This is a genomic window from Pontibacter populi (genome assembly GCF_019336435.1).
Lineage (GTDB): Bacteria > Bacteroidota > Bacteroidia > Cytophagales > Hymenobacteraceae > Pontibacter > Pontibacter humidus.
In genome coordinates this window covers 730,220-753,665 of sequence record NZ_JAHWXQ010000002.1, presented here as the reverse complement: position 1 = coordinate 753,665, position 23,446 = coordinate 730,220, and the positions used below count along the sequence as shown (strand labels likewise).

Sequence of the window (23,446 nt, the reverse complement as noted above, 5' to 3'; positions counted from 1 at the left end):
TGTTTTGTGGTCATCAAGAGCTACTTTAGCAGATTCAACAATTAAGCAGTTTAACAATCCAACAATTTGGCTTTGCTCCGCCTTTTCAAAACGCCCTATCTTATGAAAAAGCTTTTGCCTGGTTATACCTGGCATCGGGGGGTGGCGGGCAAAAAGCTGTTTTTAACGTTTGACGATGGACCAATTCCGGAAGTAACGCCTTTTGTGCTGGAGCAATTAGCCAACTATAACGCCAGGGCAACTTTCTTTTGTGTGGGCGATAACCTGGAAAAGCATTCTGACATTGCGCAACAAGTACTGGCATCCGGCCACAAACTTGCCAACCATACTTATAACCACTTAAAAGGCTGGCAAACTTCTTTTGATGAGTACCTGCAGAACGTGCAGCAATGCCAGGATATCTTAGCTACTATAGTTTCGCCTACTACAGAAAATAAACCACTGTTCCGGCCGCCTTATGGCAGAATAACTACGAAACAGGCAACCGCCTTACGGCCAACCTATGAGTTGATTATGTGGGATGTGCTGACCAATGATTACGATGCCACCCTTTCACCGGAAGAATGCCTGAAACAAAGTATAGCCAAAACCCAAAGCGGCAGTATCATCGTTTTCCACGATAGCCTGAAAGCGGAACGAAACATGCGGTATGCCTTACCCCGGTTTCTGGAGCATTTCACACATCAGGGGTATACTTTCGAACTGTTATGACCATTTCAGTAATCTATTTTATAGTTTACTTTTCCATTTTCCTGGTGCTGTTGTACCTGCTAGTTTTTAACCGAAAGCGCTATAGTTTAAAACTTACACACCAACCCCGCATCAGTATCCTGATTGCTGCCCGCAACGAAGAACACACCATAATCCGCTGCCTTTCCGCAATTGAAGCCCTCACTTATCCGAAAGAGAAAATAGAAGTTTTGATCGGAAACGATGCCTCAACAGACAACACGCTTGCTATAGTTGAAGACTACATCAAGGACAAGCCCAACTATAAATGTATTACGATCACGGAGAATATTGGCAACGCCCGTGGTAAAGCAAACGTGCTGGCACAGCTGGCGCATCACGCTACTACTGATTACTATTTTTATACCGATGCCGATATTGCTGTGCCGGCGAACTGGGTGCAGAAAATGCTTTCAGCGTTGACGGAAAAAGTAGGTGTAGTGACGGGTATCACAACTATAACTGGCAACCATTTCTTTCATAAAATGCAGGCCTTGGACTGGCTTTATGCGCTTGGATTGGTGCAGGTAGTGTCAGATAAAGGGTTGCCTGTTACTACGATGGGTAATAATATGTTGCTGAGACGCGAGGCATACGAAAGTGTAGGCGGATTTGAAGGGATCAAGTTTTCGATAACGGAAGACATTGCCATCTTTAACGAAATACTGCGCAAAGGCTGGGATTTTAGAAATATCTATAGTCGGGATGTACTGGCCTTGTCGTTGCCGGCAGCCAACTTTGTACAGTACATAAACCAACGCAAACGCTGGATGAGTGGCTCCATGCATTTGCCGCTTTACATGGCTGTCATTTTTATACTGCACGCAGCGTATTACCCGGTGCTCATTCCGTTCTTTGCTTATACCTCGGTAGGGGTAATGGGGAGTATTTTTTTTCTCAAGCTATTCTTGCAAAGCATTTTTCTGCATATCTGCCTGCGCCGTCTGAACCTAGCCGTGCCGTGGCTTTATTATGTGCTTTTCGAACTTTACCTGGTGGTCTCATCTGTAATGCTTATTATTTACTTTTTTATGCCAGTAAAGACAGTCTGGAAAGGGAGAAAGTACTAAGAGTTTGGAAGTTAGAAAGTTGGAGAGTTAGTGAGTTAAAGAGTTCGTGAGTGACTCAACAAGAATCCTGTCAATCTATTAATCCTAACAATCCTGATTCAGAAAATTCAACTACTAACCATTCAACAATCAGCAAATAACAATCAGCAATTAAACTTAACTTGCAGCTTTAATTTGTAATACCCATCGGCTTATAGTTGATGATAATTTATAGTTGAGAATGAAATTAGTTGATTCGCACGCACATATTTACTCCGAAGAATTTAAGGAAGACCAGGCAGCAGCGGTGGCAAAAGCCAGGGAAGCAGGAGTAGAGAAGATCTACATGCCCAACATCGACCATACTTCTATCGATGCGATGCTGGAAACTGAAGCTTCTTTTCCGGGGCAATGCATCCCGATGATGGGCCTGCACCCCACCTATGTAAAAAAGGATTTTGAGCGCGAACTATACCTGGTGGAAGAATGGCTGAACAAGCGAGCATTTGCAGCGGTAGGGGAGTGCGGCATTGATCTGTACTGGGACAAGACCTTTCTGCAACAGCAGCAGGAAGCCCTGAAAGTACAGTTGGAGCTGGCTAAAAGACATAAACTACCTATAGTACTGCATACCCGCGATTCGTTTGATGAAACCTACGAACTGGTAGCCGCTGCCCAAGACGGAACCTTGCGTGGAATTTTCCATTGCTTTTCGGGTACCCCGGAGCAGGCGGCTAAGGTTAAAGAACTTAACTTTTTGATGGGAATTGGCGGTGTAGCTACTTTTAAAAATGGCGGACTGGATAAAGTTTTACCGCATGTAGCGCTGGAAGATCTTGTCTTGGAAACCGATTGTCCTTACCTGGCGCCTGTGCCGCACCGTGGCAAACGCAACGAGCCTGCCTACATTCCGCTGGTACTCAAACGTGTTGCAGAGCTCATGCAAAAACCGGAAGAAGAAGTAGCAACTATAACTACCCAAAACGCCCTGAACCTGTTCAAACTATAGTTTATGCAAACGGTAAAAGTACACATCGACACGGCAGCCCCAGACGATCCGGAAGCATCTATCCTTATTATTTATACCGGCGGCACTGTTGGGATGGTATTCGATGAAGAAGCGCAGCATCTGGTGCCGTTCAACTTTTCACAGATACCGGATAAAGTGCCGGAGCTAAAGCAATTCAATTACCTGCTTACAGTTATCAGCATTGAGCCGGTTATCGATTCGTCGAACATAACTATAAATGACTGGCTGATGCTGGCCAAGCTGATAGAAGAGAACTATAACGACTACGATGGTTTTGTGGTGCTGCATGGCACCGATACGATGGCCTATAGTGCTTCGGCGCTGAGTTACTTACTGGAGAACCTGCAGAAGCCAGTGATCTTTACAGGAGCACAGGTGCCAATTGGTTTGATACGAACTGATGCCCGTGAGAACTTAATTACAGCCTTACAGATTGCAGGTACAAAAGCGCACGTAAAATGTCGGGTGCCCGAAGTGAGTATCTTTTTCCATAACCTGCTGTTGCGCGGTAACCGGGCCAAAAAAGTAGAAAGCAGCCATTTCGATGCCTTTAAATCTGAGAACTATCCGCCCCTGGCAGAAGCCGGCATCGACATTGATTTTTATGACGAAAACATACAGCCCTGCCCGTTGCAGCCTCTTAAAGTGCATCATCAGTTAGAAGAGAATGTAGTTATACTGAAGCTGTTTCCGGGCATAACGGAAGCAGTGGTACGCAGTATACTGCAGGCGCCAGGTGTACGCGGGGTTGTAATGGAAACCTTTGGTTCCGGTAATGCGCCAACCTCTGCCTGGTTCCTGAACCTGTTAAAGGAAGCGATAGAGCGGGGCGTGTATATACTGAATGTAAGCCAGTGTGATGAAGGCCGCGTGGACCAGGGCCGCTACGAAACCAGTAAGTACCTGCTGAACATGGGCGTAATTGGCGGAGCAGATATAACCACTGAAGCAGCCGTAACCAAACTGATGTTTGTGCTTGGCCTGAACTTATCTAAAGAAGAAACTATAAGATTGCTCTCTGATAACCTGCGTGGTGAAATAAGTCTGTAAACAGGCCCGGGATAAGGGAACTATAGTTTGCAACTATAAAAATTTAAAGTGTATCTTTGCACGCAATTAGAGAGCTGTCCGAGTGGTCGAAGGAGCACGCCTGGAAAGTGTGTATACCCCACAAGGGTATCAAGGGTTCGAATCCCTTGCTCTCTGCTGAATGAAGAAGGCCCGCTTACGAATATAAGCGGGCCTTCTGTTTTTTAATTATGGCAAACTATAGTTTAGCTTGATGATTGATAGCAACGTAAAATATTTAAAAATTGAGGAAATACTTTACGTATGAATATATTATAATGTTATAGTACAAGTATTTGTTGTAACTGTTGCGTATTAGTGTTTTATGGTTTTACAGCACGCCTCTATTTCCGAAACAATCACAACCGATCAGTCAGGGTTTACTATACGTTACAGCGAGCCTCTCAGTTTAGTTGAAGTTACGCTAAACGATCAGGTTTCTTTGAATGAGCTGCAGCCTCAGCTTTCTTATTTGCTGGAAGTTATAGAAGATAAACAACCCTTATACCTCCTCGCAGATACCCGCAAATTCAGTTTATTAGGTAACGAAGGGCAGAAGGTAATACGAAACAATTTCCTGTTGCCGCTTACTACATCTTCTGTTATAAAGTTTGCCCGAATTACAGAGCCCGATGTTTTTACACAAGCCGTTATTGACAGTTTACTGAGTAAAGTTAAATGCGAATCTGTTTTCGGGTGCAGCATGCAATCCTTTACAGATCGTGAAACTGCCCTGGACTGGATCTATAGTTCGTAAATATCCAAAACAAAAGCCCTGCAGCGGCTACCACAGGGCTAATTGTTAACACAAACAACCAACAACTATTTTTATATCTTTGATAAGATCTTAAAAGTAAAATTTGCAGGTAAATACTTTGCTCTACTTACGCAAAAAGGTTTGCTGAGGGTAGCACTGTGAATAGTCTGTAACACCTACAAAATACCCACCAATAAAAATACCAGCTCCTGTATTTACGGCCTCCTCGCAGGCATAATAATCTACTACACCACCATCTATAGTTGCAAATTCCATCAGGTCGTCCTGGTGTAGTGTAAGGTTAATAGAAGCAGATAAAACTGGCTGGCTTAAGCAATCAGAGTCTGTCAGGATGCTATAAGTTGGGTTCATGCAGCGTATGCTTTAGTTTCTTGTTACAATATTAGCGAATAGCTATGCTGTGTAACAGGAAAGCTACTGCCTCAAGTTAACTTGTGTAATATCAATAAGGCTTTGCATGATGAGTAGCTGTTTGTTCTCTCTTATAGCAGATTAAGACTAGGGCTGAACAGGTTAGTGCCTGATCAGGAGAATAACAGATGTGCCTATAGGTTGAGTTATGGGTAAAATAGGGTCAAAAGTAACATTTATTATCTTCCTCTTTCCTGTGTTATACGCACTAAATGATAGCTGCATATTTGCAAAGCAAGTACTGTAAGTGCCAGAAATCCTCCCGGAAAAGCTACCAGCCACCAGGCAGAAAGGTTTGAGCGGATACCGGCAATAGTGCGCCCCCAGCTGGGGAATGTTGCCGGAAGCCCGATTCCCAGAAATGAAAGTGTCGATTCAATAGCCAGAAGTCCCCCTACACCAAAAATAAACGCTACCACCACCGGGCTGATCAGGTTTGGGATAGCTTCTTTAAAAATGATGCGTTTATGCGACATGCCGGTACTTAAAGCCGCCTCCATGTAAGGTAGTTGTTTTATCCGGAGCATTTCAGCGCGGGAGAGGCGCGCGGTTCCGGTCCAGTAAGTGCAGATCAGAACGACCGAAAGTAACATGACTGATGGCGGTGCAAAAGCAGAAACACTTATCAGGATAAGCAATTTTGGTAAACTGGTAAGTAACTCTATACTGCGTAGTGTAATGCTATCAAAGGGGATTTTCGCCTTCGCCCTGAGAGAGGAAAGCCTGTTTAATAATGGCCGGATAGCATACCACAAAAATAAACAGATGCTGGTCCCCACTATAAAGGAAATGTAAACTATAGTTTCGGATAGATCATAGGTTACCACTTGCAAGGGTACGTGCAGGACGTAGTATAACAGCAGTAAAACGCAGCATACAACTATAAGCAAACTCCCACGTCGTGAGTTTATTTTGTTGTTTCCAAAATAGCCTGCCAGTGCCCCTATAGTGGTGCCTATAAACGAAGAAATAAGCATAACAGGCAGCGCTATCAGTAAGCCATTCCGAGCACCATGTAAGGTATTTACCAGTACATCTCTCCCCAACTGGTCTGTACCAAATACGTGTGTACTGCTTTCAAAAGGTTTTAGAAATACATTCTCCAGATCCAGTTGGTTTGGAGTATAGAGGAGGGGCAGAAAAGGCAGCACAAGTACCAGGATCAAAAGTGCAAGCAAATAGAGCAGTGCTATTTTAAAACTCCACCTTCTTCTCCAGAGCTCGGCTATATCTAACATCAACGTCCTCATTTAGCTGAGTTTCTTATTCTTGGGTCTGCCAGTGTATATAAAACATCCGCCAGGGCATGAGAAATCATTTTAAAGACCGCAATTACGACTACTATGCCAACAATAACAGGAAAGTCCCGGGCAAGAACACTGTTTACCAGCAGGCGACCGATACCGGGAATCGCAAAAATGATTTCTATAATACCTGTGCCTGCCACAAGGGCGGGCAACATATCTGATAAGATGGTAATAACCGGTAAAAGCGCATTCCGCAGGGCGTGGCGAGTAACTACTTTATAAGAGCGAAGGCCCTTTGCGCGGGCAGTTTTAATATAATCAGCCTGCATGGTACCAGACAGCGAACTATAGAATTGGTTAGTAAGATATGGTAGGTTGGCCAACACCATGCAGAGAATGGGCAAGGCCAGGTAAGGAAGCTGGTTTAATAGTGATGTTATGCTGCTCTGGTTTGCAACGGAACTATAGCCAAGTCCGAACACCGGGAAAAGCTGTAGGGCATCGGGGCTGGCCAGCAGTAGCAACAGCAGCAGGCTCAGTACAAACAGCGGTAAACTATCCAGCACAATAAGGAATGTAAGTAGTAGCTGGGGCCATTTGGAACCCTGCCAAAGCACCATCGTTATACCTGCAACTAAAGCCAGGGCTATAGTTATAAACATGCTAAAAAGTAGGATCAAAATAGTATTGCCTGCGGCTTCCGTAATTACTTCTGTTACAGGCCTTGTGCTGGCAAAAGACTGTCCCAGGCTGCCGGTTAAGACTTCTGATGCCCAGAGGTGATACTGGTTGCCGGTGCCATTCCAGTTAAGATCGGGCAGTAGGTAACTATAGCCTGTGTGAGCCTCTGCTGCTTTTATAGATGCGAAACCTACATAAAAGAGGGGTAATTGCTGGTTGGTACGTTGTAGGAGCTGCTCGTAGGCAATAGTCTTCTGTTGCTGTGATCCTTTGCTGTAAAATCCTGCCTCATCTGCAAACAACTGCTCTCCAAAAGTACCGGGCAATATTCTGCTCAGCAAAAAAATGACAGAAACCATTACCCATAAAACTGGGATGGCATAGAGCAAACGGTGGAATAAGTGGCGTAGCATAAAGGCAGCTACTATTTTTTAATCAGAAATGCACTTACATCATAGTTTGGCGATAAGCCCGATACTTTCGTGTTCTGGAAACGTTTGTGTATAGCCAATCGCTCTTTTGTATAGTACAGCACTATGAACGTAGCCTCTTCCAGCATCAGTTTCTGTAATTGCTTCAGGTGAGTAGCTTTCTGTTTTGCGTCAGTGGCTTTGTTTATAGTTTGTAGCAGCGCATCTGTTTCAGCGTTTCCGAAGCCAGTATAGTTGGTTCCGCCTTTAGCAGCATGCGAAGTATGCAATATCGGCTCAAAGTTAAAGGCAAACGGGTTGCCGCTCAGTGGACGGAAGAACAGCTCGAATTTATGTTCTCTGGAGTTTTGCGTGAACAGGTTTCCTTCCTGCGCTTCTATTTGTACGGGTATGTGCAGTTCTGCCGCACTTTGCTGAAAAATAAGCGCCGTGGATTCGACTATATTATTGCCTGCTTTATAGGTTACAACTATAGTTAGTTGTTGCTCTTTGCCATTTATGTTTTTAAACCAGCCTGTGTTGCGCTCTTGCCAGCCAGCAGCAAGTAATAATTGCTTTGCCTTTGCCGGATTAAACGTATAGGGCTTTAAATCAGAATTGTAGAACTCTGTAAGCTTTGGAGGGATTATGCCTGCTGTGGGAATAGCGTATTGTTGCTGTGTTACCTTTATATAGTTTGTAATATCAAGTAAGTAGGCGATGGCCTGGCGGGTTTGCTTATCAGCGAATTTAGGTAATCGGCTGTTTATACCAGCATATACAGATTTATAAGAATCAGGTGTGAAGAGATCAAAGTCTTCCTGAAAATCCTTGTTTTGCTTAAGCTGATCAAACTCATGGGCAGGGATATCTTTCAGCACATCCAGCTGTCGGTTTTTAAGTGCAAGCAGGGCAGTAGTGTTATCAGGTATGATATGAAGCGTGATGTGTTCGGGGTTGGCTGTCAGGTTAGTAGCATTTGTGTTCTTACCCCACCAATCCTCTTTTTGCCGGAGCTTTATGTACTGCCCCGGCACCCATTCCTCTAGTGTATATCCTGCGCTACCTTGCAATATTTTACCATTGTTGTTGTAGGCAGGTGTATTAAATTGAGCCGCAAAAGCCTTGATTTTAGTATGGTTTTCAAGCTTGGAAAGGCTGTCTGTAAATGCGGCTACAGGTATATTCTTTAATAGATTTTCAGGGTCAAATAAATAAGCCGGAATTATAAAAAAGTCTCCGGATAACAATTCCATTTCTGGGGTGAAGCTATCGCAGACGAAGGTAAATTTCCTGTTATTTTCTTTGTCCTGAACCAGGTCACGGATAAAGGCGACCTGCGTTTTTACTTGTTCATTTTGTACTAACGGTGCTTTTAAAACCTTTAAGGTAAAGGCAATGTCATCTGATGTTACAGGAGACCCGTCCGACCAGCTGGCCTCGTCTCTAAGCTCGTAGGTAATCAGCGTTACAGAATCTTTTTGCTCAATAAGAGGCCGGGCCTTAACCAAAACGGGCTTCAGTTGGTCATCTTCCAAGTCAACTCCTAACAGGCTCTGAAACAAAAGATTAATAACCTGCAAACCCTCCGAGTCGCTATAGTTAACAGGGCTAAGCGTGTGCGGTTCAGATGCTAACCGGATCCTTACCTCCTCTGGCTGTCGCTGAGGTTGTGAGCAAAAAGAAAGAGAGAATAATAGGCAAAAAAGTAACGGGTATAATTTCCTCATCTGGCAAAAGTCCTTTGGCTAAAAGATTTCAGAGCAAGATAAGGAAAATATCATTGCTTAACCTGCCCAACCACCCTGACCACCTTCAGCAGTAGAATTTTGCTCTGAATTGATTTTCTCTTGGTTAGCCTTTTGCTCAATGGCAGCTTTCTGCTCAGTGGTCAGTTTTTCTGAATTACCACCATTTAAGATGGTCGTTACCTGTAAGATTATTGCTACAAGAATTTCTATCATGATTTCGGTCTTTTAAGTTTTCTGAGACAAATATTTGTTTTAAATAACGAAACAGAAAGGAATATTTTTCACAGAAAGTAACTATTATATATTTATATAATTCCTGTATAATATATATATTGTCGTAAATTAATGCCTAAATTGGCCTGGTTTTAAAGGTGGCTTTTTAGTAAAGTGAAATAAAGTAACTTATAGTTCAAATTAAAGCTTTAAAAAAGTTTATATTAAATGATTATAATATAAACAAATTAGTGTTTAGGTGGCTCTATTCCTAATTAGTCACTATGGAATATTAAATTATTAATAATGAAATTTTGCTCAATATGCAAGAAATAGAGCAGTTACTAAATGTACTTCAGGCCATTTCGACACGAAATGTACAAAACAATCATTTACGTAAAAATAAAAGTTTAGAAACTGTATTTGTTGATGGAATTCGTCTGGGAACGTTCAGGTCTGATATGGAAGCGGCATCCAAGCTTTATGGTTCTGATCAAAGTGATGTTCGTTATAAGATGCTCAAACATAGGGTAAAGAAAAAACTATATAACACACTTATAACGGTAGATATTACTTCTGAGAAGTTGCCTTTGCGTAGAGAAATTGAAGGCGAAAGATTGCTGCTATTAGCAAAGTTAATGCTAAAGCAAACAGAATTTAGTATTGCTTTTGGGTTATGTAAAAAAGTCAAATCTATTGCTCAGGAATATGAATTGAATGAAATGATTCTAGCGGCAGTAGAAATTGAATTAGCATGTCTGACGAATCAGGGTGGATTAAAATCATTTAAAAATTGCCGAGAAGAATTCCTCCAATATTCAAAGATTGTAGCATTAGAGAAAGAGGCGGTTTCCCTGTTTCAACAATCTATGGTACACTTAAAAAGTACAGTAAAAATCAGAAAGGCATATTTAGAGGAGCTTCCGGTTCTTATTATAAGACTCAGAACCATTTGGGATGAAACGAAAACTTTCAACTGTTTTTACTATTTCTATAGAACATCAATGCTATTTTATGAACTTATTGGTGACTTTAATGAAATAATAAGAATAACTGAAGAAGCTGAAATGCTTGTTAAAAACAAGCAGATAAATGCACAGCGTTTTGAGATTAATCTAAATGCTTACATGCTTATTTATGCTCACCTGCGAACGAAAGAATATACAAATGGACTAAGATACGCGAATGATTTCTACAGCTTATTTGATACCAATACAAAGAACTGGTTTGCTTACATGGAGAATTATTTTCTGCTTGCAGTTCATGCAAAAAAGTATGAGTTAGCTTCCGTTTTATTGCATCGGGTACGCACAAATGCCAGTTTTAGTATCATTACAAAAGACGCCAAAGAGAGGTGGCAACTGTATACAGCATATCTTTATTTTATAGAACCGTCTTACCCCATATTAGAATCGTTTAATTATCATAAGTTTATAACATCCATCACGGAGTATAGTAAGGATAAACAAGGTTTTAACGTAGCAATCCTAATACTACAGTTTTTGTATTTTCTTAAAAAGGGGGATACTGAGGGATTGCTCTATAGAATTGAAAGCTTAAAGAAGTATATACTTACACATTTGAAAGACTCCTTCAGTCTTAGGAGCAAATTGTTTTTAAAGCTTTTGATGCTAATAGTTACAGAAGATTATGATGTAACAGCTTGTCGGTTAAAAGGTGCAAAACACTATCAGAAGCTTATTGAAACTCCAACTCCAGGCGATGCCTACGCAGAAATTGAGATTGTTCCTTATGAGCATTTATGGGAATTGATACTGGATGAAATGTCAGCATAATTTAATGATATGGAGGAACTCAAGCAGCTTGTTAAACTACTGGAAGAGCAAGGGAAGGGTTCAGGCGCGGCATTACTCAACTTAGCCGACACTACGAACCTGGAAACAAAAGTGTATTTACTCATAAAAGATCAGGCCAATCTATCTGAAGATGAAATAATACAGCAGCTTTATGGGGATAGCAATAGGAATAGTGCCTTCAGGATGCTTAAATCCAGGGTTAAGCGAAAGCTGTATAACCAGTTAAATTTCCTGGATATTGAATCGACAATTACATATTCAAAATCACTTGTTGAAGAGATTAAATGTAATGCGTTGCTTAATGAGGCACTGATCTTAGATAACCATGAATTCATTCAGTTAAGAGAAAAGTTAGCTGTTCAAGCACTTAAGATCGCTAAAACAGCAGAGTTATCTAGCCATATAGTGAGAGCGCTCGAGATACTTCGTTTAAATGCTAGCTTTAGAAATTTTGATAGGAAAAGATTTTATGAATTATCAGACGAAATACAAAAGTATCGTCAGTTAAATGCGGTTGAGGAGGAAGCAAGAGATTTATACCTTAAAATAATGGTAGAAATCAGGGTTGGTGTAAAGAACAGAATTGATCATGCTGAATTCATAATTGAAGGAGTTAATAAGTTATTTTCTTTATGGAAGCACACAAATTCCTCTCCTATATATAGCTATTATTATGTTGGTAAATCAGCAGCGCTAGAGGCATTTGGTAGTGTTGAAGAGCACATAAAACACTTAAATGATTCTGCGCAACTCTTTTATAATGGTAAGATAAGTGCCTTATATTTTTTCTATCAGAGAAATCAATTTGGACTAACCTATGCATATCTTAAAAATAAGCAATTTACAGAAGGTTTTGTAGTAGCTGAACAACTTAAAAAGGAACTCGACTCAACCAGTATCAACTGGTTTGCGCACATGGAAAATTATTTCATGTTGGCAACTCATTCCCGTAACTATACAAAGGCGAAAGAAATACTAGTTGAAGTACTGTCTAACAGTAAGTTGAAATCCAACCCTATTGTTGCTCAGGATCGTTGGTACCTTTATTATCAATTTTATATTTTATTAACAGAAAAGGATTTAGGATTTATACTAACCTATAAACCCTTAGCAATAACCCAGGATAAAAACGGCTATAATGTGTGGTATCTTATCCTGGAGTTTATACAGGTGCTTAAAAGCCTGGACGAAGAACTAATAGCCCGCAATGTGGAGCGTTTACGAAAATATGTTGCCAAACATTTTGATGCCGCCTCTGATCCCCGTACCCGTTTGTTCCTAAAGCTTCTTTTAATAGCCGGGCACGAATACAGCAACGCGAAAACCTGCAGACGTAAAAGCCGCTATCTTTTCCAGAAATTAGAGCAGACACCTTTTGCAGGCGACGCTTATGCCGAAGTAGAGATCATTCCCTATGAACACCTTTGGGAATTAATTTTGGAGGCAATGCCCAAATAGCTATTTAGAATGGAAGAGTTAAAGAAGCTTGTAAAATTAATAGAAGAAGGTGGTAAAGGTTCGTTTAACGCGATTCTGGATTTTACAGATGTATCGAGTCTCGAGACTCAGTTATATTATCTGGTAAAAGAAGATAAAGTTGATGATGAAAATGACGCTTTATTAAAACTTTATGGCGGCAATGCAAAAAGCGGTGCTTTTAAAATGCTTAAGTCTAGAGTTAAAAGGAAATTATTTAATCAGCTGAATTTTCTTGATTTCACTAATCCTGAAAAATTTCCTGCACTATTAGCTCTAGAAATAAAATGCAATGCTCTATTAAATGAGGCCTTAATTCTTCATAAGATAGATTCCGTTAACTTAAAAGAAAAGATTATATCGCAGGCTCTTAAAATTGCGAAAGAAGCTGAATTGACAAATCATATTATCCGGGCTTTAGATATGCAACGGTTGATTTATAGTTTTAAATTATTTAATAGGAATAAGTATTACGAGTTAACAGCTGAAATACAAAAGTATCAGAAGCTTCTGAGACAAGAAGAAGAAGCAAATGAACTATACCTCGCTGTTATGATTGAAGTGAGGATAGGTGTTAAAAACAGACTAGAACATTCTCAATTTATCATCGAAAATGTTGAAAGAATAAGTGAACTATGGAAAAATACAGGTTCTTCAGTAATTTATGGTAAATATTATGTAGTAAAAACTTTTATCCTGGAAGCGTTTGGCGCTATTACAGAGCATATTAAGTATCTGACCGACTCCGAAAGTTTATACTTGCAGGGCAAAATTAGTCCATACCATTTCCCTTACTACAGGCACCTCTATAGTTTAACATATGCCTATCTTAAGAATAAACAATTTATAGAGGGGTTTATCACTGCCGAAAAGCTTAAAACCAAGCTTAGTCCGGTAGATAATAACTGGTTTGCGCATATGGAGAATTATTTTCTGCTGGCAACACATTCCAGGGATTATATGAAGGCCAAGCAAATACTTGAAGAGGTGTTCTCAAATAAGTATTTGAAGAATAATCCTCAGTTTGCACAGGAACGATGGTATCTGTTTAAAGAATTCTATAGCTTAACTCAAAATGAAAAGCTAAACTATAAACTTAACCTTGATCTTAAATTTATAACGCAGGACAAAAACGGCTACAACGTTTGGTATCTTATCCTGGAGTTTATACAGGTACTAAAAAGCCTTGACGAGGAATTAATAGCCCGCAATGTAGAGCGTTTACGAAAATATGTTGCAAAGCATTTTGATGCGGCCTCAGATCCACGTACCCGCTTGTTTCTAAAGCTTCTTTTAATAGCCGGGCACGAATACAGCAATGTTAAAACGTGTCAGCGTAAAAGCCGCTATCTTTTCCAGAAATTAGAGCAGACACCTTTTGCAGGTGATGCTTATGCAGAAGTAGAGATCATTCCTTACGAGCACCTTTGGGAGCACGTTTTACTTTCAATTGAATCCAGTACTCAACTATGGAAGAACTCAGTAAACTCATCGATATAATCGAAAATAAAGGCAAGTTTGTAGAAACTGCGATCCTTGATTACTCAGATAATTCTAATCTGGAAACCCGCTTGTATAATCTGGTAAAATCTAGTGAAACCAAGAACGAGATAGTATTGGCAAATGAGCTATATGGTAGCGAAAATAAAAGTAGCGCTTATAAAATGCTCAAATCCAGAGTGAAGCGCAAACTATACAACCAGTTGTTTTTCCTTGATATTGACGCTAATAAGTTTGTAAATAAGCGTGCAGGCATTGAATTACGGTGTAAAAAGCTACTGTACTTTGCATTTATTTTGAAGCAGTTGGAAGAAACTGCTTTGGCTGAGAAGACTTTAAATAAAGTAATAGCTACAGCTCAGGAAGCAAACTTAGTACATTACGAAATTGAAGGCTTAGAACAACTACGTGTACTTATAGCAGAAGGAAAGTTTAATAGGAAGAATTTAGATGAATGTGCCAAAAGACTGGAAGCGCTTTATACTATTAAAGACTTTATTAATAAATCAAATGCAATGTACTATGACGTACGATTTGATATAAAATTAGGCGTTGATACAAGCCATAAATTCAAATTAAAGTTATCAGGTTATATTAAAGATTTAGAAAGCTATTGGCTAGCTTCCCAAGCCAGTTCTGTTTTTTACAGGTATCACCAATTAAAACTAATGTATTATGAATTGGAAGGAGATACTGAAAGATATATCCAGTACCTGAAAGATACATTAGATCTTTACCACGCAGGTAAGCTTCATCACTCATTTTTCTCAGTTAACCATAATATGTTTCTGCTTGTCTATAATTATTTAAAAGGCAAGCATTACACTAAAGGGTTAGCTATAGCAGAACAACTTAAGCAACAGTTACAGGCTGGAACAAACAATTGGTTTGCTCATTTGGAGAATTACTTTCTACTTGGAGTTCACTCTGGAAATTATCTAAAAGCACAGCAAATATTAGAAGAAGCTCTGGCAAATAAATATTTGACAAGTTTAAATCCTTTTGCCCAGGAAAGATGGATGCTTTATTATAAGTTCTTTAACTATATCACGGGTTTTAAACTACCTATCTATACAAATAAAAAATTAAAACATGTTACCCTTGATAAGAAGGGCTTTAATGTATGGAGTCAGATTTTAGATTTTATATACGTAATTGAAAAAGATCAACCTGAGTTGATTGAGCGTGAAATTGATAGGCTGCGAAAGTTTTCTGCTAAATACTTAACAAGCGAGGGAGATAACCGCACGAAGCTATTTCTAAAATTACTGCAAGTAATAGGAAGAGAATATCAAAACATAAAAGTTTGTAAACGAAAAGGAAATTATATTTTAAATAAATTAAAGCTGACCCCTGCTGCAGGCTATGCTTATGCCGAACTCGAAATCATACCTTACGAGCAATTGTGGGAAATTATACTTCAGAAATTAGAAAATAAAGAATAAAAGTAGCCTTACTTTATACTTGTTAAACAACAGCATATATCAGATTTTTGATATCTTGATGCATGCAAAAGAACAACCCTAAAATAACCAATGCCTGGTGCTTCTACGACTGGGCTAATTCAGTCTACTCACTGGTTATTACATCCACTATTTTCCCAATATACTATAGCGCTGTAGCTACCAACCCCGAAACCAACGCTACTATAGTTAACTTTTTAGGGTTTGAACTGGAAAGTTCGGTACTGTTTTCATATGCTGTTTCGGGCGCATTTCTGATAATTGCGCTGCTCAGCCCTTTTTTAACTTCCATTGCAGACTATAGTGGCCGTAAAAAGCTGTTTATGCAGCTTTTCTGTTACTTGGGTTCGCTATCCTGCATCGGGTTGTTCTTTTTTACCCGTGATACCTTTACTTTGTCAGTCATCCTTTTTGTACTGGCCTCTATTGGCTTTAGCGGTAGTATCGTTTTTTATAATGCTTATTTACCCGAGATCGCCACCGAGGACCAGTTTGATAAACTGAGCGCCCGTGGTTTTTCGATGGGCTATATTGGCAGTGTGTTGCTGTTAGTCTTTAACCTGGCCATGATCCTGAAGCCGGAGTGGTTTGGCATAGCTGCTGATAATAAAAGCTTTCCGCCCCGCATCGCTTTCCTGACAACAGGTTTGTGGTGGTTCGGGTTTGCACAGTACTCTTTCTATCATTTACCTGGCAATGTATACAACCGTAAACCAAAAGGTAGCTGGGTGCTGAACGGCTTTAAAGAACTGCAGAAAGTCTGGACCCAGGTGCAGGAATTACCCATGCTGAAACGCTATCTGCTGGCCTACTTCTTCTATAACATGGGCGTGCAAACGGTTATGTATGTGGCTACTATTTTCGGGATAGAGGAACTGAATTTAGCTGACAGCGCCCTTATTGTGACTATTCTTATCATACAACTGGTAGCTATTGCCGGTGCGTATGCCTTTGCTTATTTGTCGGGCAGGTTTGGCAATATCAGGGCGCTTATAGTTGCAGTAATTATCTGGATCGGCATTTGTATTGGGGCATATTTTATCCGCAGCGAGGTGGATTTTTATGTACTGGCGGCTATAGTTGGCTCCGTAATGGGAGGGGTGCAGTCACTGTCACGCTCTACTTATTCCAAACTGATTCCGGCTACAACTATAGATCATGCATCCTTCTTCAGTTTTTATGATGTAACCGAGAAAGTGTCGATCGTTTTAGGGACGCTGGCATATGGTCTGGTGGCGCAGCTTACCGGTTCTATGCGAAACAGCATTCTGGCCCTGATCGTGTTCTTTGTGCTTGGTCTGATCTTCCTGTCGATAGTGCGTTGGAAAAGAGCGATAGGAGCAGAGCAGAAAATAAATGTGGCGTCGTAACTATAGTTTAACTTTAGATCTCCAAGCCTCGCTTGCCTCCCGCAAGTGTGAGCTATCAGCGGACTCTGGCCGCGTCAAACTATAGTTTATAGTATTACTTTATACTGAGTCGTTATAGTTGAGCAATGAGGCGTGACGCCATGTCTAACTTACACTCGTGGGCCGAGAGCGAAGGCGCAGTTAAATACTTCCAAACTATATTTTGACTATAGCATCTAAAACGAAAAAGCCGCTGCAGTAATCCGCAGCGGCTTTTTTATAGTTTATAGTTGAGATTACTTTTTGTAAACCTGCTTTCCATCAACATAAGTGTAAAGAACCTGAAGGTTGCGCATCTTCTCCGGAGCAACGGTCATCAGGTCATCTTCCAGTACCACAAAGTCAGCAAACTTGCCTGGTTCTATGGTTCCTTTTTCGTTCTCTTCAAAAGCTGCCTTCGCCGCCCAGATTGTCATGCCGCGCAGTGCTTCTTCGCGCGTCAGTGCATTCTCCATCTGGAAGCCACCAGTAGGGTAGTTCTTGGCATCCTGGCGGGCAACTGCTGCATGGAACGTGTAAAGCGGGTTAATATGCTCTACAGGGAAATCGCTGCCCAACGGAATCCACCCATTCTGCTGCAATAGTTCTTTAAACGGATAGGCATGTGGCATACGCTCCTTGCCCAGCCTGTCGCCGGCCCAGTACATATCAGAGGTAGCATGTGTTGGCTGCACCGATGGCACAATGTTATACTTGCCAAATTTTGCCATGTCGGCAGGGTTTATGATCTGGGAGTGTTCAATTCTCCAGCGTTTATCATTTTTGCCACCCAGCGCTTCACCATAAATATCCAGCAGCAAACGGTTTGTAGAATCGCCGATAGCGTGGGTGTTCATCTGAAAGTCTGACTTAGCCAATTGGGCTGCTATATCCCTGAACTCTTTTTCAGTAGCAAGCAGGAAACCATAGTGTCCAGCTTTGTCGTGATAAGGTTTGATCAAAGCTGCCCCACGTGAGCCAAGGGCCCCATCGCCATAGATCTTAAACGAGCGCACATTCAGCCTGTTGGTTTTATAGATGCCGTTCTTCAGGTAATGGTCCAGGTTGGCTTTGGTTGGGTTCAGCATCACATACACACGCATCTGCAGGTCGCCGCTTTTGTGCATGGCATCCATAAGGTCGGCAGTACTCTTATCCAGTCCGGCATCAGCCAGCGAAGTTAAACCAACTGCAAAGCAGTTCTGCTGTGCATTGACTAAAGCCTGACGTTGTTCCTGTTCATCCGGCTCCGGAATTTTAGCTGATACCAAATCGATAGCATTATCGATCAGAATACCGGTCATTTTACCGTTCTCCACCTCTACAAGGCCGCCTACCATTTTGGTAGTTGGTTTTATTCCTGCTAAGTCAAGAGCCTTTTGGTTAACTATAGCTGCGTGCCCATCTATGCGGGTAAGAATGATCGGGGTATTCGGGAAAAGCGCGTCCAGCGTATCTTTTGTCGGGAATTCCTTTACAGCCCAATCGTTCTGGTCCCAGCCGCGGCCGGTTATCCAGTCTGCATCCGGATACTTTTCGCGCTGTTCGGTTACTTTCTGCACTACTTCCTTAAACGACTCCGTACCTACCAGATCCGCCGACTGCAACGATAAACCATACCGGTAAAAGTGTGCATGGGCATCGTTAAAGCCTGGATAAATGGCCTTACCCTGAGCGTCCAGTTCTTCAGTAGCTTTGTACTTGTTCCGGATCTCTTCGGTAGTGCCGACAGCCAGGATTTTCCCGGCTTTCACGGCAAAAGCTTCAGCCTTATCAAAAGCATCATTAACTGTATAAACAGTACCGTTGTAAACGATAAGGTCGGCAGTTTCGGTAGCTGTTTGGGTACTGGTGCAACTGCTGAACAGGGTTGTGCCAAGCAGCATGGCCACAGCAAAGGAGCGTAAGGTTTTTTTCATGGATGATCTTTTATTCGAAGCGCATGTGTTTAACCGACTCGCCTGAGTTTTTCAGCTCGATCAACGAATCAATACCAATACTTAAGTGCTTTTCTACATAAGATGATGTTACCAGCTTGTCGCTTTCCGATGTCTTCACACCTTCCGGAATCATCGGGTTATCCGATACTAGCAGCAGCGCACCATGCGGTATCTCGTTTATGAAGCCAACCGTAAAAATTGTGGCTGTTTCCATGTCAATGCCCATCGCACGGATCTGGCGCAGGTAATCTTTAAAATCTTCGTCGTGCTCCCAAACGCGGCGGTTAGTAGTGTAAACAGTACCCGTCCAGTAGTCCATCTCATGCTTTTTGATCATAGATGATACCGCACGCTGCAAACGGAATGATGGCAACGCCGGAATTTCTGGTGGTAAATAGTCATCAGATGTACCTTCGCCACGAATTGCAGCAATCGGAAGGATCAGGTCACCGATCTGTGTTTTTCTTTTCAGACCACCACATTTGCCTAAAAATAAAGCTGCTTTAGGTTTTATAGCAGATAACAGGTCCATTACCGTTGCCGCCATTGCACTGCCCATACCAAAGTTAATGATGGTAATATTATTGGCAGTAGCCGTTTGCATTGGTTTGTCCAGGCCTTTTATCTCCACTTCAAAACGGTCGGCGAACATGCGCACGTAGTTTATAAAATTGGTAAGCAGGATATATTCTCCAAACTCATTGAGCGGTACACCTGTGTAGCGAGGCAACCAGTCGTTTACGATCTCTTCTTTCGTCTTCATAAAATAAATATATTCAATTAGATATAAAAAATCCGCCTTGGCAGCCGGTGCTACGGGGGCGGAGCGTCAGAAAATGGTTAAATTGCAGCATGGAAGCACTCAATCTGCCACCATTCGATCACAAAGTTACAAAATCCGGGGCGAATTATCTCATTTTTGATATACTGCGCCGGAAGAATATAGTTTTAACGCCCGAGGAATGGGTACGTCAACACTTTCTGCACTATCTGATTAATAACCTGGGTTATCCAAAAAGCCTAATCAGTATAGAGCGCGGCACTAACTATAACAAACTGCAAAAACGCACGGATTTATGTGTATACGATAATTCCGGAAACCCGCTGATGCTGATCGAGTGTAAAGCTGCCTACGTGCCTGTTACGCAGGATGTGGTAAAGCAGGTCTCGGTGTATAATCAGACTATAAGAGCCAAATTCTTGGTTATTACCAATGGGTTGGCGCATTACTGCTGGCAGGTCGATTTTGAAACAAGGCAGTTTGAGCCGTTACAGGAGATTCCTGTTTTTAGTAAATTATAGTTGGTCTCTTGTCATTTCGAACAACGTGAGAAATCTATCTTAACTTAAAGTTTGAGAAGGTACAGTTTTATAGTTTGAGAAGCTACAATGCTATATCTCACTATAGTTATTTAATTGAACCAAGCCTTTTCTTTCGTAGCTTCCTTTGATCCTGGGAGCTTTACTCATCTATTGTTTCTAATCTGGCTTTGGTGCCCTCACGGCCGGGAGGCCCCGTCTTCGGGCATCGCGCTGCTGCTTTCTTGCTATCCTCGTTCCTCGGATTTCCTGGCGGCACCGCAACAAATCAAAGGCGCTCAACCCAAAGACTGCGATCAGTTCGATAGTTGCAGTTATTCTATAGTTTGAACCGGTAAGCTTCGAGTTTTATCGGGATTATAGTTTCGAGGGGACAGGTAAACCTGTCCTTAATCTTGGAATACAACTATGGAACTTTAGCGCAAACTATAACTATAGCGGAATAGTCCCCTTGAGGGGACTATAGGGGTGTTAAATCGCTAACTATAGAACTGTAGCCACCAACTATAGCAACAACAGAAATTCCCCTCTCGGGAGGGGCAGGGGTGGGTTAATACCGTGATTATCAAACTGTTTACTGGACTGTAGCAAAAGTCATATCCTGAAAATCCTTTAATCCTGAAAATCCTGATTCTGACAATTCGTGTCCCTGTCGGGCCAGTTGAGTTACAAACTCAACCCTATAGGTAGACAAGGGTTGCAAACCCGCTCCAGAAGACATAGCTCTAAAACTATAACTCCAACTCCAACTATAACAAAGGTCTTAACTCCCTTCTACCAGAATCCTTTCAGGATGACAGATGGAGAAGTAGTCATATAAACTTTCCACCTTGGATAAGGAGGGGCCGGGGGGCACACCAACTATAAAATTATAGCCACTACCTATAACCAAACTCCCTCTCCTGTTTTTAGGAGAGGGTTGGGGTGAGGTAATCTAGGTTCAGACCAAAAAAAACGCCTTCCAGAATTAATCCGGAAGGCGTTTTGCTACTTTATTTTTCAGTAAACTATAGCACTGTATTTACATCAGTATATTCTAAGCCAAACGCTTCAGCTACACCTTTGTACACTACTTTGCCATTTACCACATTCAAACCTTTTTTCAGTTCTTCGCTATTGGCACAAGCCTCTTTCCAGCCTTTGTTGGCAACCTGCACAACATATGGTAATGTAGCGTTGGTAAGCGCCTGCGTAGATGTGAACGGAACCGCACCTGGCATGTTAGCCACGCAGTAATGTACCACATCGTCTATAATGAAAGTAGGGTTCTCGTGTGTTGTTGGCTTACAAGTTTCGATACAACCACCTTGGTCAACAGCAACGTCAACCAGTACAGTACCTGGCTTCATGGTCTTCAACATGTCACGTGTGATCAGGTTTGGAGCTTTTGCACCTGGTATCAATACGGCACCAATAATCAGATCGTGTGTCTTAACCAGCTCACGAATCACATAGCCATTAGACATTTGTGTTGTAACGTTCGCAGGAAGAACATCATCCAAGTAACGCAGACGAGCCAGGTTAGTATCCAGGATCGTAACGTCGGCACCCATACCGGCAGCCATTTTAGCCGCATTGGTACCTACTACACCGCCACCAAGAATAAGTACTTGGGCAGGACGCACTCCTGGTACGCCACCTAACAATATACCGCGGCCTTTCAATGGTTTCTCCAGGTATTTAGCACCTTCCTGGATAGACATACGGCCGGCAACTTCAGACATTGGTACTAACAAAGGAAGGCTTCTGTCCGGGCGCTCAACTGTTTCGTAAGCAAGGCAAACCGCGTTGCGCTCGATCATAGCCTTCGTAAGTGGCTCATGCGATGCAAAGTGGAAATACGTGAAAAGCAGCTGGTTGTCTTTGATCAGACTGTATTCAGATTCGATCGGCTCTTTTACTTTCACGATCATTTCAGCAATGGCATATACCTCCGCTATAGTTGGAAGTATAGTTGCGCCAGCATTTGCATACTCTTCGTCAGCAAAACCGCTGCCTTCGCCGGCAGTAGCCTGTACATATACGGTATGGCCGTTACGTACCAGCTCATTTACACCTGCAGGCGTTGCACCTACGCGGTTTTCATTATTCTTAATTTCCTTTGGAACACCAATAATCATGTCGTTCTATATTTAGTTTTGGAAAAGCTGCGCAAATATACCACTAACTTCAGGTTATGAAAGTAATAAAAACTACATTTTTTATTGAAAATACTAAGCCCAGTCTAAACTATAGAATTGCACCGGAAATATAAGAAAGGCGGGAAACGGAAAGGTATAAAATGAAAAAAGGCAGCGATAAAATCACTGCCGTTAGTACAAAATAAAACTATGAAAAAAACTATCTGAAAGGTACCGGCTATTCGCCTTCCCTTAACATATTCCTGTTTGCCAGGCTCTCAACCACATTTGCTTTTAATGTTAGCCTGAGATTTGGCATTACGATATCATTTGAAAGAACAGTTACCTGCTCGTTTTGCTCCTTTAACATCACCGGAATGTATGTAAGTTCCAAAACTGCTTGTTCTCCTGCTTTTATTGCCGGCTTAGATACTTTATAGCTAACGCAGTTGCATTTGCTCTGTACCCCCTGCACTACAAGGTTCTGCCGACCTGTGTTTTTAATGATGAATTTAGCAACAGCTTTTTGTCCTTTTTCAAGTTTGCCAAAGCTGTGAATTGTGCTTCCAACTGCCAAACGCGGCGACATCAGTTTTTGTTCCTGCGTATAACTGTTTTTCAAATCTTTTGGCCCAACATCACCTTTTATGTAGATGGTAGTATTAGGCGTTTTACCATTCGAGACAACCGAAATCGACTTATAAAACGGTCCCGGGCGGCTTGCGCTGTTATAAACGGCTTTTATAACACCTGTTTTTCCAGGCAAAATTGGCGTTTTGGTCCAGTCAGGAGTAGTGCATCCGCATGATGGCTGCACATTTGAAATAACCACCGGCTGATCTCCCACGTTCTTTACCTTAAACTCGTAACTGGCTAAGGTTCCTTCTGCAATTTTGCCAAAGTCATGCGTTTCCTTTTCAAACGTAAGTTCGCCTTGTGCATTTGCACCAAAACTAACCAGTAGCAGAGTTAGTAACGCAATAATGTATATGTTTTTTCTCATTTCAAAAAATTGAGAAGCAAATTAACGTAAAAACCAGCTCTTTATTTTTAGA

The 23,446-nt window shown here is 41.6% G+C and carries 20 protein-coding genes and 1 tRNA gene; 12 read left to right on the top strand and 9 right to left on the bottom strand.

What is annotated here, in order from left to right:
- The first annotated feature begins 102 nt into the window (after window positions 1-102).
- From KYK27_RS09755 to KYK27_RS09730, 6 genes are all read left to right on the top strand, one after another.
- Window positions 103-711 (top strand): polysaccharide deacetylase family protein, encoded by a 609-nt coding sequence (locus KYK27_RS09755; RefSeq protein WP_199109831.1) that lies wholly within the window; start codon window positions 103-105, stop codon window positions 709-711.
- Window positions 708-1,799, top strand: a complete 1,092-nt coding sequence (locus KYK27_RS09750; RefSeq protein WP_199109830.1) for a glycosyltransferase — start codon at window positions 708-710, stop codon at window positions 1,797-1,799. Before KYK27_RS09755 ends, KYK27_RS09750 begins: the two co-directional genes overlap by 4 nt.
- Before the next feature lie 220 nt (window positions 1,800-2,019).
- Window positions 2,020-2,787, top strand: coding sequence for a TatD family hydrolase (locus tag KYK27_RS09745; protein WP_199109829.1), 768 nt, complete (start codon window positions 2,020-2,022; stop codon window positions 2,785-2,787).
- Between the two features lie 3 nt (window positions 2,788-2,790).
- Window positions 2,791-3,858, top strand: coding sequence for an asparaginase (locus KYK27_RS09740; RefSeq protein WP_199109828.1), 1,068 nt, complete (start codon window positions 2,791-2,793; stop codon window positions 3,856-3,858).
- 68 nt (window positions 3,859-3,926) lie between these two features.
- Window positions 3,927-4,014 (top strand) — tRNA-Ser (locus KYK27_RS09735).
- Window positions 4,015-4,201: 187 nt separating this feature from the next.
- Entirely contained in the window at window positions 4,202-4,633 is a 432-nt protein-coding gene (locus KYK27_RS09730; protein ID WP_199109827.1) for a hypothetical protein, read from the top strand.
- 123 nt (window positions 4,634-4,756) lie between these two features.
- On the opposite strand, the gene KYK27_RS09725 is transcribed toward KYK27_RS09730, so the two are convergent.
- From KYK27_RS09725 to KYK27_RS09705, 5 genes are all read right to left on the bottom strand, one after another.
- Window positions 4,757-5,005 (bottom strand): hypothetical protein, encoded by a 249-nt coding sequence (locus KYK27_RS09725; RefSeq protein ID WP_199109826.1) that lies wholly within the window; start codon window positions 5,003-5,005, stop codon window positions 4,757-4,759.
- A gap of 239 nt (window positions 5,006-5,244) precedes the next feature.
- Window positions 5,245-6,303, bottom strand: coding sequence for an ABC transporter permease (locus tag KYK27_RS09720; RefSeq protein ID WP_199109825.1), 1,059 nt, complete (start codon window positions 6,301-6,303; stop codon window positions 5,245-5,247).
- An 8-nt stretch (window positions 6,304-6,311) separates the two neighbouring features.
- The gene (locus KYK27_RS09715; protein ID WP_199109824.1) at window positions 6,312-7,406 is read right to left on the bottom strand and encodes an ABC transporter permease; all 1,095 of its coding nucleotides are present in this window, start codon (window positions 7,404-7,406) and stop codon (window positions 6,312-6,314) included.
- 11 nt (window positions 7,407-7,417) lie between these two features.
- A complete protein-coding gene (locus KYK27_RS09710; protein ID WP_246594260.1) occupies window positions 7,418-8,968 on the bottom strand; it encodes an ABC transporter substrate-binding protein in 1,551 nt (516 codons plus the stop codon).
- 222 nt (window positions 8,969-9,190) lie between these two features.
- Window positions 9,191-9,367: a hypothetical protein gene (locus KYK27_RS09705; RefSeq protein WP_199109822.1), complete on the bottom strand. Its 177-nt coding sequence runs from the start codon at window positions 9,365-9,367 to the stop codon at window positions 9,191-9,193.
- Between the two features lie 323 nt (window positions 9,368-9,690).
- On the opposite strand from KYK27_RS09705, the gene KYK27_RS09700 reads away from it, so the two are divergent.
- The 5 genes from KYK27_RS09700 (at window position 9,691) to KYK27_RS09680 (ending at window position 16,993) form a co-directional block, all read left to right on the top strand.
- A complete protein-coding gene (locus KYK27_RS09700; protein WP_199109821.1) occupies window positions 9,691-11,163 on the top strand; it encodes a hypothetical protein in 1,473 nt (490 codons plus the stop codon).
- A 9-nt stretch (window positions 11,164-11,172) separates the two neighbouring features.
- Window positions 11,173-12,642 carry a hypothetical protein gene (locus tag KYK27_RS09695; protein WP_199109820.1) on the top strand — a complete coding sequence of 490 codons (1,470 nt, stop codon included), beginning with the start codon at window positions 11,173-11,175 and terminating at the stop codon, window positions 12,640-12,642.
- Window positions 12,643-12,651: 9 nt separating this feature from the next.
- A complete protein-coding gene (locus tag KYK27_RS09690; protein WP_199109819.1) occupies window positions 12,652-14,160 on the top strand; it encodes a hypothetical protein in 1,509 nt (502 codons plus the stop codon).
- Window positions 14,130-15,605 carry a hypothetical protein gene (locus tag KYK27_RS09685; RefSeq protein WP_199109818.1) on the top strand — a complete coding sequence of 492 codons (1,476 nt, stop codon included), beginning with the start codon at window positions 14,130-14,132 and terminating at the stop codon, window positions 15,603-15,605. The genes KYK27_RS09690 and KYK27_RS09685 overlap by 31 nt, the downstream gene beginning before the upstream one ends.
- 62 nt (window positions 15,606-15,667) lie before the next feature.
- Window positions 15,668-16,993, top strand: coding sequence for an MFS transporter (locus KYK27_RS09680; RefSeq protein WP_199109817.1), 1,326 nt, complete (start codon window positions 15,668-15,670; stop codon window positions 16,991-16,993).
- A gap of 275 nt (window positions 16,994-17,268) precedes the next feature.
- On the opposite strand, the gene KYK27_RS09675 is transcribed toward KYK27_RS09680, so the two are convergent.
- Window positions 17,269-18,930: an amidohydrolase gene (locus tag KYK27_RS09675; protein ID WP_199109816.1), complete on the bottom strand. Its 1,662-nt coding sequence runs from the start codon at window positions 18,928-18,930 to the stop codon at window positions 17,269-17,271.
- Between the two features lie 10 nt (window positions 18,931-18,940).
- A complete protein-coding gene (locus tag KYK27_RS09670) occupies window positions 18,941-19,714 on the bottom strand; it encodes an AMP nucleosidase (RefSeq protein WP_199109815.1) in 774 nt (257 codons plus the stop codon).
- Window positions 19,715-19,803: 89 nt separating this feature from the next.
- Between KYK27_RS09670 and KYK27_RS09665 the strand changes: the two genes are divergently transcribed.
- Window positions 19,804-20,253 (top strand): type I restriction enzyme HsdR N-terminal domain-containing protein, encoded by a 450-nt coding sequence (locus KYK27_RS09665; RefSeq protein WP_199109814.1) that lies wholly within the window; start codon window positions 19,804-19,806, stop codon window positions 20,251-20,253.
- Between the two features lie 1,025 nt (window positions 20,254-21,278).
- Here KYK27_RS09665 and ald read toward each other — a convergent pair.
- A complete protein-coding gene (gene ald / locus KYK27_RS09660; RefSeq protein WP_199109813.1) occupies window positions 21,279-22,391 on the bottom strand; it encodes an alanine dehydrogenase in 1,113 nt (370 codons plus the stop codon).
- A gap of 238 nt (window positions 22,392-22,629) precedes the next feature.
- A complete protein-coding gene (locus KYK27_RS09655) occupies window positions 22,630-23,394 on the bottom strand; it encodes a DUF1573 domain-containing protein (RefSeq protein ID WP_199109812.1) in 765 nt (254 codons plus the stop codon).
- Window positions 23,395-23,446 lie beyond the last annotated feature (52 nt).